Annotated in this window: 13 protein-coding genes and 2 pseudogenes; 2 read left to right on the top strand and 13 right to left on the bottom strand. The window is 62.7% G+C overall.

Translation table 11 applies throughout. The annotated features are described in order from the left end of the window. Positions 1-104: 104 nt before the first annotated feature. Positions 105-521, top strand: a pseudogene (locus NGR_RS04125) (class I SAM-dependent methyltransferase); the annotation flags it as partial. Here the strand turns inward: NGR_RS04125 and NGR_RS33795 are convergent. The 10 genes and pseudogenes from NGR_RS33795 to NGR_RS04070 form a co-directional block, all read right to left on the bottom strand. Continuing rightward, positions 490-1,854, bottom strand: coding sequence for a DsbA family protein (locus NGR_RS33795; RefSeq protein ID WP_015886976.1), 1,365 nt, complete (start codon positions 1,852-1,854; stop codon positions 490-492). The pseudogene NGR_RS04125 and the gene NGR_RS33795 sit on opposite strands and share 32 nt — an antisense overlap. Further along, on the bottom strand, positions 1,848-2,579 hold the full coding sequence (locus NGR_RS04110; protein ID WP_015886975.1) for an SCO family protein: 732 nt from the start codon (positions 2,577-2,579) through the stop codon (positions 1,848-1,850). Before NGR_RS04110 ends, NGR_RS33795 begins: the two co-directional genes overlap by 7 nt. Beyond that, positions 2,576-3,226 carry a TlpA family protein disulfide reductase gene (locus NGR_RS04105; protein ID WP_015886974.1) on the bottom strand — a complete coding sequence of 217 codons (651 nt, stop codon included), beginning with the start codon at positions 3,224-3,226 and terminating at the stop codon, positions 2,576-2,578. Before NGR_RS04105 ends, NGR_RS04110 begins: the two co-directional genes overlap by 4 nt. Further along, positions 3,223-3,663 (bottom strand): DUF411 domain-containing protein, encoded by a 441-nt coding sequence (locus tag NGR_RS04100; protein ID WP_015886973.1) that lies wholly within the window; start codon positions 3,661-3,663, stop codon positions 3,223-3,225. Before NGR_RS04100 ends, NGR_RS04105 begins: the two co-directional genes overlap by 4 nt. Positions 3,664-3,693: 30 nt before the next feature. Then, positions 3,694-5,135 (bottom strand): annotated as a pseudogene (locus tag NGR_RS04095) (multicopper oxidase family protein). A gap of 99 nt (positions 5,136-5,234) precedes the next feature. After that, positions 5,235-5,501 (bottom strand): hypothetical protein, encoded by a 267-nt coding sequence (locus NGR_RS04090; protein ID WP_240545112.1) that lies wholly within the window; start codon positions 5,499-5,501, stop codon positions 5,235-5,237. A 329-nt stretch (positions 5,502-5,830) separates the two neighbouring features. Then, positions 5,831-9,007: an efflux RND transporter permease subunit gene (locus NGR_RS04085; protein ID WP_015886969.1), complete on the bottom strand. Its 3,177-nt coding sequence runs from the start codon at positions 9,005-9,007 to the stop codon at positions 5,831-5,833. Continuing rightward, the gene (locus NGR_RS04080) at positions 9,004-10,431 is read right to left on the bottom strand and encodes an efflux RND transporter periplasmic adaptor subunit (protein WP_015886968.1); all 1,428 of its coding nucleotides are present in this window, start codon (positions 10,429-10,431) and stop codon (positions 9,004-9,006) included. The genes NGR_RS04085 and NGR_RS04080 overlap by 4 nt, the downstream gene beginning before the upstream one ends. Further along, on the bottom strand, positions 10,428-10,832 hold the full coding sequence (locus NGR_RS04075; RefSeq protein WP_015886967.1) for a FixH family protein: 405 nt from the start codon (positions 10,830-10,832) through the stop codon (positions 10,428-10,430). Before NGR_RS04075 ends, NGR_RS04080 begins: the two co-directional genes overlap by 4 nt. Before the next feature lie 109 nt (positions 10,833-10,941). Beyond that, complete coding sequence (locus NGR_RS04070) at positions 10,942-11,319, bottom strand: hypothetical protein (RefSeq protein ID WP_240545134.1); 378 nt, start codon at positions 11,317-11,319, stop codon at positions 10,942-10,944. A gap of 194 nt (positions 11,320-11,513) precedes the next feature. Between NGR_RS04070 and NGR_RS04065 the strand changes: the two genes are divergently transcribed. Then, positions 11,514-11,735, top strand: a complete 222-nt coding sequence (locus NGR_RS04065) for a heavy-metal-associated domain-containing protein (RefSeq protein WP_015886965.1) — start codon at positions 11,514-11,516, stop codon at positions 11,733-11,735. Positions 11,736-11,924: 189 nt separating this feature from the next. On the opposite strand, the gene NGR_RS32885 is transcribed toward NGR_RS04065, so the two are convergent. The 3 genes from NGR_RS32885 to NGR_RS04055 all read right to left on the bottom strand — a co-directional run bounded on the left by NGR_RS32885 (position 11,925) and on the right by NGR_RS04055 (position 14,460). Further along, entirely contained in the window at positions 11,925-12,107 is a 183-nt protein-coding gene (locus NGR_RS32885; RefSeq protein WP_240545111.1) for a hypothetical protein, read from the bottom strand. Further along, positions 12,104-12,325, bottom strand: coding sequence for a hypothetical protein (locus NGR_RS32880; RefSeq protein ID WP_240545110.1), 222 nt, complete (start codon positions 12,323-12,325; stop codon positions 12,104-12,106). The genes NGR_RS32885 and NGR_RS32880 overlap by 4 nt, the downstream gene beginning before the upstream one ends. Positions 12,326-12,720: 395 nt before the next feature. Continuing rightward, positions 12,721-14,460: an adenylate/guanylate cyclase domain-containing protein gene (locus NGR_RS04055; protein ID WP_015886962.1), complete on the bottom strand. Its 1,740-nt coding sequence runs from the start codon at positions 14,458-14,460 to the stop codon at positions 12,721-12,723. Positions 14,461-14,494 lie beyond the last annotated feature (34 nt).

The raw sequence follows: 14,494 nt of genomic DNA, 5'->3' as shown, positions 1-14,494 counted from the left end.
AGAAGTTTCTCAGATTCGCGGGCCCGATGCACCTCTTACTTTGAGATATTCAGGCTAGGTCGGTCAAGAACGGCTCTGATCGACCTGCAACTCGGGCAACTCGCGTTAGCGGAGGCCCAAATTTGCCATTTACTGTGCGGCGGTGCGGGAAGTACTTGCGCCCGAGCCTGACCCAAACCTGCTCGCGATGGCCCGTCATGCTCCGGATTCCGGGATGCAAATGAATTTCATCGAAGCGTCCGCGAAAGCAATCCCGCTCGACGACCGCAGCGTTGACACGGTCGTGACGACGTGGACCTTGTGCACCATTCCGGGATCGGCCGTCGCACTTTCGGAAATGCGCCGCGTCCTCAAACCTCAAGGCAGGCTGCTGTTCGTCGAGCACGGCCTGTCGCCCGATCATGGTGTGCGCTGGTGGCAGGATAGCCTTACGCCGATCTGGCGATCGGATCGAGACCGGCTACATGCAAGGGCCAAAGCCGATGACGTTCATGTACGAGGGCAGCGCACGGCCGAAGTAACATGATCCGAGTGGCGCACGCCCTCTGTCACTGCGTCTCCCGCTCCCGCCGGGTCATCTCCGCCTGATATTGCCGCTCCTGCTCCGGCCATGTGTTTTTGATGAAGGCGATCACGGCGCGGATTTCGTCGTCGCTCATGATATTCCCGAAGCCTCGCGTATCGCTTTGGTAACCCCCGCCGACAACCCCCGCCGGTCCTTCCCTGGTAATGCGGAAGAGCACGCGGTCCGCATGATGCCAGGTGTGGCCGGATGCATCGTGCGGCGGCGCGGGCATGCGCCCGGATGGCAGCGGGCTCTTCTAGTCGCGCTGCCCCTCGAGGTTCGCTCCGTGACAGGCGGCGCAATGTCTGGTGTAGAGCGTCTTGCCGAGCGCGATGGTCTCGGACGAGGGATCGCCGCCCGTGATCCGAGCGGCCAGCCATGGCCACGCGCCTACGATTCCCAAGGCCGCCGCGGCAATTCCCAGCACTGAGAAGAGAGCCGTCCTCGCAGACATGATGGCTAGCTCCCCCGAGCCGAGCGATCAGTCGCTTGAACCCGTCCGCGTCGGTCAGACCTCGCACGATCTTCCGGCCTGCGACGAAACTCGGCGTACCCGAGATTTGCAACGCCTGTGCGAGCGCGATGTTGCGCTTGATGGCCGCGTCGATTGCCGGGTCCTTCATGTCTTGCTTCAATTTCTCGACATCGAGACCGACATTGGCTGCGACTTCGAGGCTGGAGGCTTCCGTTATGCGGCCCTCGTAGGCCATCATTGCCTTGTGAAAGGTGAGGTATTTGCCCTGCTTCTGGCTTGCGAGGGCGGCTCGGGCGGCGAAGACCGAGCCGGGACCGAGGATCGGATATTCCTTGAAAACGAGGCGCAGTCCCTTGTCCTCCCGCTCGAACCGATCAAGCATCGGCGTCGCCTGACGGCAGTACGGGCAGTTGTAGTCGAAGAACTCCACGAGGACGGCGTCGCCCCGAGGATTGGTCCCGACCGGGGCATCGGGATCGTTGAAGATTTCATCTCGCCGTTGCGCGATGACGGCGGTCGCTTCGCTGTTTGCCGCGGCCTGCCGGCGGGCCTCCATGCCCTGCACGGATTCGACGATCACCTCGGGATTGTCGAGGAGGTAAGCGCGCAGTTGATGCTCCAGATCGTCGGTACCGCGAAGCGGCGGAAGAACTCCCGCCGCGAACAGCAGCGCGAGGGCGGAGAACACAGCCGACAGCCCGGCAAGGGCAAACGAGGCGAACACCAAGGGCCTCAGGCCCCACGACCGCTTTCCAGTGTCGGCGTTCGGCTCCGGGGAAACCGATGGCAAATCTTTCGGCGCGTCTGCTACCATGGAAGCGATCCTTTGAGCTTGTCCCAGAAGCCGGGCTCAGGGTGAGGATGCGGCTTCTGGGTCCGGTTTGTCAGCGCGTTGACGAACACGACGAGGTTGATCGGTTCGAACTTCAGCCCGTGAAACCGGGCGCGGAGGCGGCCGTCCTGGTCGATGACGTGGGTGACGATCCCATGCATCTGCATGCCGTCATCGCCTTCGGTGAACTTGAGTCCATAGGCCTCGGCGATCTTGCGGGTTGTGTCCTCCGGCCTGTCCGGCGCAGACGTCAGGAAGACCCAGTTTGCGGGACTTAGCCCGTGCGCCGCGCCATAGTCGCGGAGAACCGGTCCGGCGTCGTGCTTCGGGTCGGTGGTGATCGTGACGAACTCGACCATCTCCTTCATTGGCGTCTGGTTGACCATCTTCTGAAGTTCGGCGATCCGCTCGGCGTGAAGCGGACAGACGTCGGGACAGTTTGTGTAGACGAAATTCAAGACGACGACCTTGCCGCGCAGGGAGTCGAGGCTGACCATGCCGCCGCCCGCGTCTTGCAACGAGAACCGGGGCGCTTCGCTGTCGACGGCCTGGAAGTACCGCTCCTTATCGCGCATGTCCTGGCCCACCTCCTCGAGCGAGTGCGCCGCCGCGCACGTGATCAACGCGATCAGCGTGGCGATCGCCAGCGTCGCCAGGCGGAGAATCGGGGAAACGCCAAAGGTCCAGCCGGAGGCACAAACGATCACGGCGAATTCTCCTTGATTTCGGATGCAGCGGAGCTTTCCGTTTTCCGCGCGACGATCGACTTGAGGAACGAGACCATGTCCGGCGCGTCCCATTCGGCAGGCCCAATCAGACGACCAAGCTCGCGCCCCTCGGCGTCAATCAGGATCGTCGTCGGCAGCCCGACCGCCGCAAGGGCGGAGAGCGCCTGACCGGAGGCGTCGACTCGCACGGCGAGGTTCCGCACGCCGATCTCCCAGTAGAACGTCTTCACTGCCTCGGCTCCCTGGCGGTCGATCGAGAGCGCGACAACCTCGAAGCCGTCGCCGCCCAGCGTCGCCTGCAGCCGATCGAGCGTGGGCATCTCCTTGCGGCATGGCAGGCACCAAGTCGCCCATACGTTGAGCAACACGATCTTGCCGCCGAAATCGGCGAGCGCGCGCGGCCGCCCATCGCCCTCTGTAAACCGGACATCCGCGACGGGCCTCGGGTCATCGCTGAGCACGAAGCCTTTTGGAGTGCCATCAAGCGTGGGGCCGACGGGAGCGCGGAGCATGAGCATGGTCCCAATCCCGGTGACGGCCAGGATCACCAACAGAAGCAGCAGCCGTCGGCGCGGGCCGGATGCGCCGGATCGGTGGGGTGTGACGACGCGGACGGTCTTATTCATTCAGTCGCGTAAACCTCCGGTTTCTTGCCGTCCTTGGGCACGGTGTAGATCACGAACTTCTCGGTCTTCGTCCCGGCCATTCCGGGCGAGCCCATCGGCATGCCCGGCAGCGTGATGCCGGCGATCGGGGGCCGCTCCTTCAGGAGCTTTCGGACGACGTTCACGGGCACATGCCCGTCGACAACGTAGCCGTCGATGAACATCGTGTGGCAGCCCTCCATTCCTTCCGCCACGCCCGCCTTATGGCTGATCTCCAGAAGGTCATTTGTGGGCTTAACATCGACGTTGAAGCCGTTCTCGCGGAGATAGACGGCATAGCCCTCGCAGCAGCCGCATTGCGGATTCTTGTAGAGCGTCGCCTGGAGCGGATCGGCGAGCGCCGGCGCGGCGAAGGCTACGAGAGCGGCGACGCTGGCGAAACGGATTGTTCGGTTCATTTCTGTTCTCCTTGAGCAGGCTTTGCTTGTTCAGGCTATGCGCAGCACGGTCATCATTCCGGTCATCTGGTGGTCCATGACGTGGCAGTGGAGCATCCAGTCGCCGGGATTGTCGGCGACGAACGCGACTTCGGCGACATCCTTGGGAGCCACCAACACCGTGTCCTGCCACTGGCGATGCGGCACGGTCTTGCCGTTGCGGCTCAGGACCCGCAGGCTGTGCCCGTGGATATGCATCGGATGCCACCAGGCAGTCTCGTTGCGCAGTTCCAGCACGATGCTGCGGCCGCGCTTGAAAGCGAGGACGGGCTCCATTCCGGCATGACCGTCCCCGGTCATCGACTGACCGTTGATCGCCCAGACAGCGCCATGGCCCATGCCCATCATGCCGCCACCACCAGCATCCCGCCCTGCATGCCACCTCCGCCCATCATCATGCCGCCCTGGAGGGTCAGCGTGTGGCGCTCGGCGGAGGCGAGATCGGGTTCGGGCAAGGGATTGCGGGGCAACTCCAGCGGCGCGTCGGGAGCGTGCCCGCGGATCGGTTGCCTCCCATCATAGACGAGCTGCGTCAGCCGATAGGACAGGCCATCGTAAAAATCGTCGATGACATCGTAGCGCCGTCTAGGTTCGCCCAGCATGTCGAGCATGACGTCGGCCCGCATCGCCGGACCGAGAAGGATGCGGCCGCCGTCGGGCTCGTGGGGATCGCAGGGCTGGCCGTCGACCGCCACGACCCGGGGCCGATGTCCCTCGAAGCGCAGGGCCATGATCCGCGCCAGCGAAGCGTTGACGAGGCGCAGACGGACGCGCTCTCCTGCTCGGACTGTTTCCGCTGCAGAGACCCGGCCGTTCAAGGTGACGGTATTGCCGACCCGCCCGGACATCCCCGCTTCCATGCGGTTGCCGAACCCGGAGGCGATGCCGCCTTCCCCGGTCAGCCGCCCGTCGGAAAGGAGCCAGAGAAGGGCCCGATCGACGGCGACGGGTTCCCGCTCTTCGACGATCACCGCTCCGGCGAGGCCGCGACCGAGTTGCTCGAGGCTGTTGGCATGCGGGTGGTACCAAAAGGTACCCGCGTCCGGTGGGGTGAATTCGTAGACGAAGTTCCCCCCGGGTTTGATCGGCGGTTGCGTCAGGCCAGGCACGCCGTCCATCGAATTGGACAGCCTGATGCCGTGCCAATGAACCGTCGTCTCCTGGGCGAGACGGTTTTCTACGAGGAGGCGGGCTGGTTCACCCTGGCGGAGCCGGACAAGCGAACCGGGCACGGTGCCATTATAGGTCCAGACATCCGTCTTTGGCTGATCCGGACCGACAAGCCGTGCGCGGGCCGGCGCGGTGACGATCCGGTACCCGTCGGGCGACGCGGCCCGCGTCGGGAGCGGCGGCAATGCCGTCGCCAGCAGAAGACCCGCTCCGGCCTGGAGCAGGCTCCGACGAGACACGACGCTGTTGGGTACTTCAGTCACGTTCGATCTTTCCGATCATCGAGGATGAGAGGACACGTGGGCCTTGAATGCGCACGCGTTCGCTTGCCCGGCTCGGCCACTGGTCGCGGCAGCCGGAAATCAGCCGATGTAGGAGGTTCGTGGAGGATCGGGGTCGGGCGGCAGCGCCCTGCCATCGACGAGCAGATCGCCAACCGCGAAGGGAGCCGCCTTCTCCCCGGTCGGGACGAGCGCCGCGATTGGTAGCGGCGCGACGACCGGAGCGGCGCAGACGTTGCCGCAAGCCATCGCCTTCATGGCGCTATCGGCGGGCTGCTCAGGGCAGTCCTGGCAGTCGCCGTGATCCGCCGCCGCCATTTCGGACATCACCGCCATCTTCGCAGCCATGCCACTCGCCTGGCCGACGGCCAGCCCCATTCCCGCGGCGACGAATATCGCGAGGATCAAGACGACAAGTTGTCGGACCGACAGGTGTTTCATATCACCAGAGAGAATCGCGCCGAACACTCGGGAATACAAGCCACTATGCGGCACTACGGCGGCCCGGCGGGTCAACATCGCGTTATGCGACGCCCGCGGACGTCTCAGCGGAAGAACACGTATTTTATCAGGGCCGCAATTACGAGCACGATCATAAGTAGCGCGAGAATGCCGATGCCCCCCATGCCCCACATCATGCCGCCGCCCATCATATCGTCCGTCATGGCATCCTCCCTTCATTCGGCAGCCTCTTTCAGGGCCGCCTGTTCTGCCTCGATTCGCGCCGTCCCGACGGTCCCGCCTGCCTGCAGCCGCCAACCCTTAACCAGCCCGTAGATCGCCGGGATGACCGCCAGCGTCAGGATCGTGGACGAGATCATCCCGCCGATCATCGGCACGGCGATGCGCTGCATGATTTCCGAGCCTGCACCCGTGCTCCAGAGGATCGGCACAAGCCCGGCCATGATCGCGACGACGGTCATCATTTTCGGCCGAACCCGTTCGACCGCGCCGACCATGATCGCCTGATGAAGGTCAGTTCTGGTCGGTTCTCGATTGTCGGCTTGGCAAGCAGAGCTCCGCTCTTTCCAAGCCTGGTCGAGATAGATCAGCATGATCACGCCCGTCTCGGCCGCGACCCCGGCCAAGGCAATGAAGCCGACGACCACCGCGACGGAGGCGTTGAAGCCAAGCCACCACATCATCCAGATGCCGCCGACCAAGGCGAACGGTAGCGACAGCATGACGATCAGCGTCTCGGTGAGCGCCTTGAAGTTCAGGTATAGCAGCAGGAAGATCAGGGCGAGCGTCAGCGGCACGACGATCGCGAGACGCGCCTTCGCCCGCTCGAGGTATTCGTACTGGCCGCTCCAGGCGACCGAATACCCGGCCGGCATCTTCACGCTGCTGGCGACCGCATGCTGCGCTTCCGCGACATAGCCGCCCAGATCGCGACCCGTTATGTCGACGAAGACATAGACGGCAAGCTGGCCGTTCTCGGTCCGGATCGTCGTCGCGCCCCGAGTCAGCTTCACCTCGGCGACCTCCCCCAACGGCACCGTGCCGCCGCCAGGAAGGGCGACCTGGACGTCCCGGGCTATCGACTGGGGATCGCTCCGGAAGGCGCGCGGATAACGCACGGCGACCCCGTAGCGCTCTCGGCCCTCGGCCGTCGAGGTCACCACCTCCGAACCCAGCGCCGTGCCGATGACCTCCTGGACGTCATCGACGCTCAAGCCGTATCGCCCGAGCGCCATCCGGTCCGGAACGATGTCGAGATAGTAGCCGCCGATCACCCGCTCCGCGTAGGCGCTCGACGTCCCGGGGATCGTCTTCAGGACGGTCTCGACATCGCGGGCGATCCGCTCCATCTCCTTGAGGTCCGTCCCGTAGACCTTGACGCCGACGGGGGTCCTGATGCCCGTCGACAGCATATCGATTCGGGCGCGGATCGGCATTGTCCAGGCATTCGAGACGCCGGGAAACTGCAGCGCTGCGTCCATCTCCTGTTTCAGGCTGTCAATTGTGACGCCGGGCCGCCATTCCGACTTCGGTTTCAAAGTGATGATCGTCTCGAACATCTCCGTGGGCGCGGGATCGGTGGCGGTCAGCGCCCTTCCCGCCTTGCCGAAGACCGTCTCGACCTCCGGGAAGGATTTGATGATCCGATCCTGCGTCTGCATCAGTTCGGCTGCCTTCGTTACCGAAAGGCCGGGCAAGGTCGTCGGCATGTACATCAGCGTGCCTTCGTTCAGGCTGGGCATGAACTCGCTGCCGATCTGACGGGCGGGCCAGACGGTTACCGCCAAGGCGACGATTGCCAGAAGGATGGTAAGCGTCTTCGCCTGGAGCACCCCGGAGATGACCGGGCGATAAATCCAGATCAGGAAACGGTTGAGCGGGTTCCTGTGCTCCGGAACGATCCGCCCCCGGACGAAGACCACCATCAGCGCAGGCACGAGCGTCACCGAAAGGAGGGCGGCCGCCGCCATGGCGAAGGTCTTCGTGAAGGCGAGCGGCCCGAACAGCCGGCCTTCCTGGGATTCCAGCGTGAAGATCGGCAGGAACGACACCGTGATGATCAGCAGGCTGAAGAAGAGCGCAGGCCCGACCTCGCTCGCGGCCTTGATGAGTATCTCCGTCCGCGGCTTGTCGGGCGGCGCACGTTCGAGATGTTTGTGGGCGTTTTCGATCATCACGATGGCGGCGTCGATCATCGCGCCGATGGCGATGGCGATGCCGCCGAGACTCATGATGTTCGCCCCGATGCCGAGCGACCGCATGGCGACGAAGGAAATCAGGATGCCGATCGGCAGCATGATGATCGCCACCAGGGCACTGCGGACATGGAGAAGGAACGCGATCGTCACCAAGGCGACGACAATGGATTCCTCGACCAGCGTTCCCTTCAGCGTCTCGATGGCAGCGTTGATCAGTTCGGAACGGTCATAGACGGGCAGGATTTCCGTCCCGGCAGGCAAGCTGTCCTTGATTGCGGCCAGGCTTCTCTTCGCATTGTCGATGACGGTCAACGCGTTCGCGCCGAAGCGCTGGAGCACGATGCCGCTGGCGACCTCTCCCTCGCCATTCAGCTCGGTGATGCCACGCCGTTCGTCGGGGACTATCTCCACCCGGGCGACGTCGCCGAGGCGCAGCGGCGTGCCGTTCTCGGTCGTCATGACGATCCTCTCGATGTCCTTAACGCCCTGCAGGTAGCCCTTGCCCCGGACCATGAATTCGAACTCAGAGATTTCGACGGTTCGGCCACCGACGTCGCGGTTGCTTGCTCGAACGGCGTCGGCGATCTGCTTCAGCGTGACGTTCTGGGCCTTCAACCGGGCCGGATCGACGACGACGGAATATTGCTTCACGAAGCCGCCGACGCTCGCGACCTCGGCGACGCCTTCGGACTTCGAGGCGGCGAAACGGACGACCCAGTCCTGGAGCGAGCGCAGTTCGGCGAGCGAGAGTTCCTTGGCGACAAGGGCGTACTGGTAGACCCAGCCGACCCCGGTCGCGTCTGGACCGAGGCTCGGCGACACGCCTTCGGGAAGACGGCTGGACGCAGCGTTCAGATATTCGAGCACGCGGCTGCGCGCCCAATAGGGATCGGTTCCGTCTTCGAAGATCACGTAGACAAAGGAGACGCCGAAGAAGGAGAAGCCCCGGACGACCCGCGATCGCGGTACCGTTAGCATCGACGTCGTCAGCGTATACGTGACCTGGTCCTCGACGACCTGCGGTGCCTGCCCCGGATAGTCGGTGAAGACGATGACCTGGACGTCCGAGAGGTCGGGAATGGCGTCGAGGGGAAGCGTGCGCAGGGAATAGACGCCTGCCGCGACGGCGAGCGCCGCCCCGACGACGATCAGCACGAGATTGCGGGCCGACCATGCGATGACATTCGCTATCATGGCTGGGCCTCGCTGTTGCCGAGCGCGTCCAGCGCCGCGTTGAGGTTGCTTTCGGCGTCGAGCAAGAAGTTCGCAGAGACGACAACTTTCTCCCCGACGTCGACCCCTTTGGTAACCTCCGTCTTGTCTTCGCCACGCATGCCGATCGACACATCCCTCGGCTCGAACCGCCCGTCCCCCTTGTCGACGAACACGATCTGCCGATCGCCCGTATCGATGACGGCGCTGTTCGGGACGGCGACGACGGGGTCGGCTGCACCGGACTCGATCTCGACCTCGGCATACATGTTGGCGAGCAGCAGCCCGTCGGGATTGGGAAGCTCTATCCGGACCTTTGCGGTCCGGGTCTGCGTCTGGACTTCCGGGTAGATCAGATCGATGACGCCTTTGAAGGTCTTACCGGGAAGGTTCCGAACCGTGACCGTCGCCGGAACGCCCTTCCGGATCGATGCGACATCATATTCGGGAACGTCGGCGATCACCCATATCCGCGAAGTGTCGGCAATGCGAAACAGGACGTCGCCTGCCTCCGCCATCATTCCGGTCGTCGCACTGCGTTCGAGGACGATACCGTCGTTCGGCGAGAGATAGGCGATACTCCGGGGAACCGCGCGGCTCTTGGCGATCGAGCTGATCGCTTCTTCCGGCACTCCGAGATTGCGCAATTGCAGCGCCCCTCCGACATCTGGATTCGGCTTCCCGCCGCTCCGGAGTTCGGTTGCGTATTCCGCTCCTGCCTTCGCAATATCCTTCGAATAAAAGCGGAAGAGGTCGTCGCCTTTCTTCACGAGGTCGCCCGTAGTGACGTTCGCGACGTCTTCGATGAAGGAGTCCGCCCGCATCGAGACGATGCGGGTCAACCGCTCGTCGAAGGCGATTGTCCCTGGGACCCGCACCTCACGTGCAATCACGGTTCGCTCTGCCGTGGCGGTTTTCACTCCCGTACGCTGCAACTTGCCCAGGGAGACTTTGACGACGGACCTGTTCGCCTCGTCGCCCTCGTAGACCGGGATATAGTCCATGCCCATCGAGTCCTTCTTCGGCACCCTAGAGGTGTCGGGAAGGCCCATGGGGTTGCGGTAATACAGTATCTTGCGGCCGCCACCGGCCGATGCGGCGTTTGTTTTCACGGCGCTCGGCTTGATGGGTTCGAAACTCACGTCTTCGCTCTGCCGCACGGCACGGAAGGGGCGTCCATCCGATGCCGACTTGGGTTTGGCGGAATACTCCGGCAGCCCGTCCGGGTGTTGATAATAGATAATCCTTCCCGTCGGCACCGGCCGCGCGGTGACCGTCTCTCCGAACGCACGCTCGGAGAGAAATTGGCTCAGTTCCGGGGCAAGGCCGCGAGTGCCAGCCACGTACCCTCCCCCGCCTGCAATGGCGAGGGAGCTGACGAACAGCAGAAATTTGAAGGTCTTCACGGTTGCGCCTGCAGAACCAGTTCGGCCTGGACAGTGTCGGTCTCGCCCTGGACCTTGGCGGCGAGCTTGAAGCGCCAGCCGCCCTCCATGCTCAGGTTCGTCTTGAAAGAGTAGACGCCGGGCTCCGTCGAGGGCATCTCCTCGACCGACGTCGTCATGGCTTCCATGCCTTCCGGAGCCATATCCAGCCGTGTGCTGAAGATGACGGCGTCTGGCACGGGCTTTGACGTCCTCTTGTCGATCAGGCGAACGGCAACGGTCGCTTCGGGTCCCTGCGCTACTTCCGGCTGGACGAGCTGGAACTCATAGTCCGTGGCAGCGGCGAACGATGTCGTGGTTGCAGCCAAAATGATGGCAACCGAACCGAGGATCGTCCTCGGAGAAATAAAGCTTGTGGTCATGTGAATCTCACCCTGGACAGGCACTTCGGGCCGCGTCCATGAAATAACTAAGATCGGTGGGGTGCTCGCCGTATGGAAAGCAGCCGTTCGGCTTAATCAGCGGATGAGATCAGGCTTTGGGAGGTCGCGCAGGCGGCTCAACGATTGCGGAAGGCAGCTGGCTGTCCTGGAGGAACTGATGCGCCAAACCGAGCGATGCCAGGTCGACGCGCCAGCCATCGGCGCTGTGTTCATGCACCAGGATGGTCGAGGAGCATATCAGCGCCAGCGGGCATGAGCTTCCGCAGGTATTCTTTTGAGGTTGTTCTTCCGGGCAGCAGGGCATTTCATCGGCACTGTCCATGCCGGGCATGGCTGCCATCTGCATGTCCGACGAAGCCGCCATGGCGCTGACAGCCGTGCTGACGCTCATGGGACCGAGAACGATCCCGAGCAATGCAAGCGCGAGCATGAGACGCCGGAGCACGACAAGGTAGAACATTCGCATATGCTGGCACAGGGAGAAGTTCATTGGAAGCCCGTCACGGAAAGTTGCGACGGAGGGACGCACTCGGCTGTGACGCATAGCAAGTGATCGAATTGTCCTCTTCTTGCGAGCGGCGATAATCTCGGCAAAGCCTCTTGACCCTGCCATCGTTGGAAGCCCCATGTTGCAGCAGTGAAATCAAATAGGAGACTTCAATGTATCATCTCAACGTGTCCGACATGACCTGCGGCCACTGCGCGCGCGCGGTCGAGAAGGCCGTGAAAACGGTCGATCCGGATGCCAAGGTCGCCGTCGATCTTGATTCCAAGACCGCATCCATCGACTCCCAACTGGGGTCCGACGCATTCATCGTCGCTATCGAAGACGCGGGATACAAAGCGTCATTCAGGAAATCCTGCTGCAGCCACGTCGCCTGATCCAGCTCGCGCTTTTATGTCATCGAACACAAGCACGCGGCGTCGAAACGGCGCGTGCTATCTCCAAAACAAGGATGGAAACCTAGTGGTGAAAATCCAACACTTGGTACCCGAGGCGAATACAACTCACGACCCCTTTTCTACCCTTCCGCCGAAGAGTCCGAAGGGGAAAGTCGTGATCCAATCCAGTCATTCGTTCGACCAGCCACTCAGCCTCTGGAATCCGCCTCCGAATATATTCCCGTTACAAACTCGTGCGGTCAGCGCCGAGCTTCCAATCCAGGCCTGGATTTCGGATGTCAGCGGGCCGAGAAAGATGATTTCCGCCAATGTCGCGGCCGCATGCAACGCGGTCATTTCGGGCCAGCTCATGGCGATGTCATGATGCCCGATCCAGCGTCAGGATCGTTGTAGTCGATGACGCCGCGCGCTGTCCCCTCCGAGGCGTTCACGAAGAACCTGTAGGACAGGACTCCCGGATGACCTTCGGCTTCGACCCGCCTTGCCAGCGCGCCTACCGCAATCTCGAAGTCTCCCGGCGTCTTCTTCAGCTCGTATAGATTCAGGATGGTGAGGCGGTTGTCGATCATGATTGAACCTCGGTCCGAAACAGCATCTCTTTGCATAACCCGCCCCAGTACTCCCCAGGCCGGTACGGGATCGGTTCAGCAGGCAACCCCATACCATCGACAGGCCGTTTCCTCGCAATCATCGAAGTCAGCATAGTATACTGTTTGCTCGTTCTAATTGCGAAAGACGAACGGAAAGTCCTACCAGAGCGGTCTTCCACGACGGGTATCAACCGTCAGGCTTTCACCACGTGGTAAAAATCTGACGGTTGGTGCCCGATGCGGATTACCTGTTCCGACCCGATGCCGTCGTTCGCCCCTAGCGTTGCAAAGGGCGGCTCAGGAGTGACGAGCCGTCATTCATTCCAGCCGTCCTGACGAGCACATTTGCGCGGTCATTCGAGCACGGAACCAACTCACGGGGGGAATCCCGCCTTGATGAGCCCTTCGCTAAGTAGCTCCCGGTCTTCTGCGCGTTCAAGGAGCACGCTTTTGCGCATGTATTCGGCCGTCGAGAAATCGGGCTGCAGTCGCAGGACCTCCGCTACCACTGCCTGTGCCTCCGCACTTTTTCCGAGCTGGGCATAGCAGGCCGCGACCCGCGCCCGCGACCATGTGCCCGGGTCCGGTATCCGTTTGAGAGCCCGCGCTGCCTCGCCGAAACGTCGAAGTGAATAGAGTGCAATGCCAAAAGAAGAATTGTACCAGGGGGGGTGTAGCGGGTTCAGGCGGACGGCCGCCTCCAGGCAATTCAGCGCTTCCTCCGGCCGGCCACGCAAAGCCAATACACGGCCCTTCTCCATCATTGCGTCTGCATCGTTTGGGTTCAGGTCAAATGCCTGGCAGGCATGTTCTTCGGCCATGTCGTACTCACGGCGGAGGAGGCAAATTTCCGATAGAATTCGATGGCAGCGGCTCTCTTGGGGATCGAGTTCGGTTGCGCGTCTTGCCTCCGCAAATGCGGTGTCCAGAATCTCAGTCGGCGCGGTGGCCCAACCATGGAACGTGATCCGCACCAAAGCGAGATACGAATGTGCCAAGGCGTAACGTGGATCGAGCGCGACCGCTTTCTCGAACAACTCGCAGGCGCGCTGGTTCGCGTCCTCCGCATAGGCCCTGAAGTGAGCGAGGCCGCGCAGCAGACAGTCGTATGCGGTGAGGCTCGCGGTCGGCATGCGTGATGAACGTTCGAAGTCAGCTTCCTGGATGCGGCCGAAGAGGGCCGCGACGATCATCTGGGCGACCTCCTCCTGGACTGCGAAGATGTCGTCGAGACTTCGATCATAGCGTTCAGCCCAGAGATGCGCCCCGGTCGCCGCTTCAATCAGCTGTGCGGTGATGCGCACGCGGTCGCCGGACCGCCGTACGCTGCCCTCCAGCAGATAGGAAACGCCGAGCCGTCGGCCGATCTCAGCAAGGTCGATCGGCTTGCCGCGAAAGGCAAAGGAGGAGTTGCGCGCGATGACAAAGAGAGAACGGAAGCGCGCCAATCCGGTAATGATGTCCTCGGTTATGCCGTCGCTGAAATAGGTTTTCTCCGGTTGGCTGCTCAGATTGTCAAAGGGAAGCACAGCGATGGAGGGCTTGCCTGGCAGCGGCAGCAGAGCAGCCGCGGTAGTCGGAGCCTGGTCCCCGGCCCAGCGCCACACGCGAACCGGCTGCGCGATATTTTTCAGCATGCGCTCGCCCGTATCCTCAAAGGCGAAATCGGTCTTGCCCGCAAGCTGCTTATGCACGGCATCGGAGACGCAAATTCCCCCCGGCTCCGCCAGTGCCTCAAGCCGCGACGCGATGTTGACGCCATCCCCGAGCAGGTCGCTGTCGTCCACTACGACGTCGCCGACATTGATCCCGATGCGAAACAGGATGCGGCCGTCGGTCGGGACCTCCCGCTGATGGGTAGCCACCGCTTCCTGGACCGCGACGGCACAAGTCACGGCATCGACGACAGAGCCAAACTCCACGATCGCGCCATCGCCCATTAGCTTGACGACACGTCCCTTGTGGTCTCCGATAAGCGGGTTCAGTACTTCCGAGCGGATCGCTCTGATTGCGGTGAGGGTGCGGGCCTCATCCTTCTCGATCAGACGTGAGTAGGCCACAATGTCGGCCGCTAAGATTGCAGCGAGCCGCCGCTCCACCCGAATTTTCGGCATGAAAGCCCTCCAGCGCCAGTCCGCCAGGCTATGC

It is taken from the genome of Sinorhizobium fredii NGR234 (assembly GCF_000018545.1).
Lineage (GTDB): Bacteria > Pseudomonadota > Alphaproteobacteria > Rhizobiales > Rhizobiaceae > Sinorhizobium > Sinorhizobium fredii_A.
The sequence above is the reverse complement of the archived record's forward strand: the minus strand, read 5'-3'. Positions and strand labels throughout refer to the sequence as shown.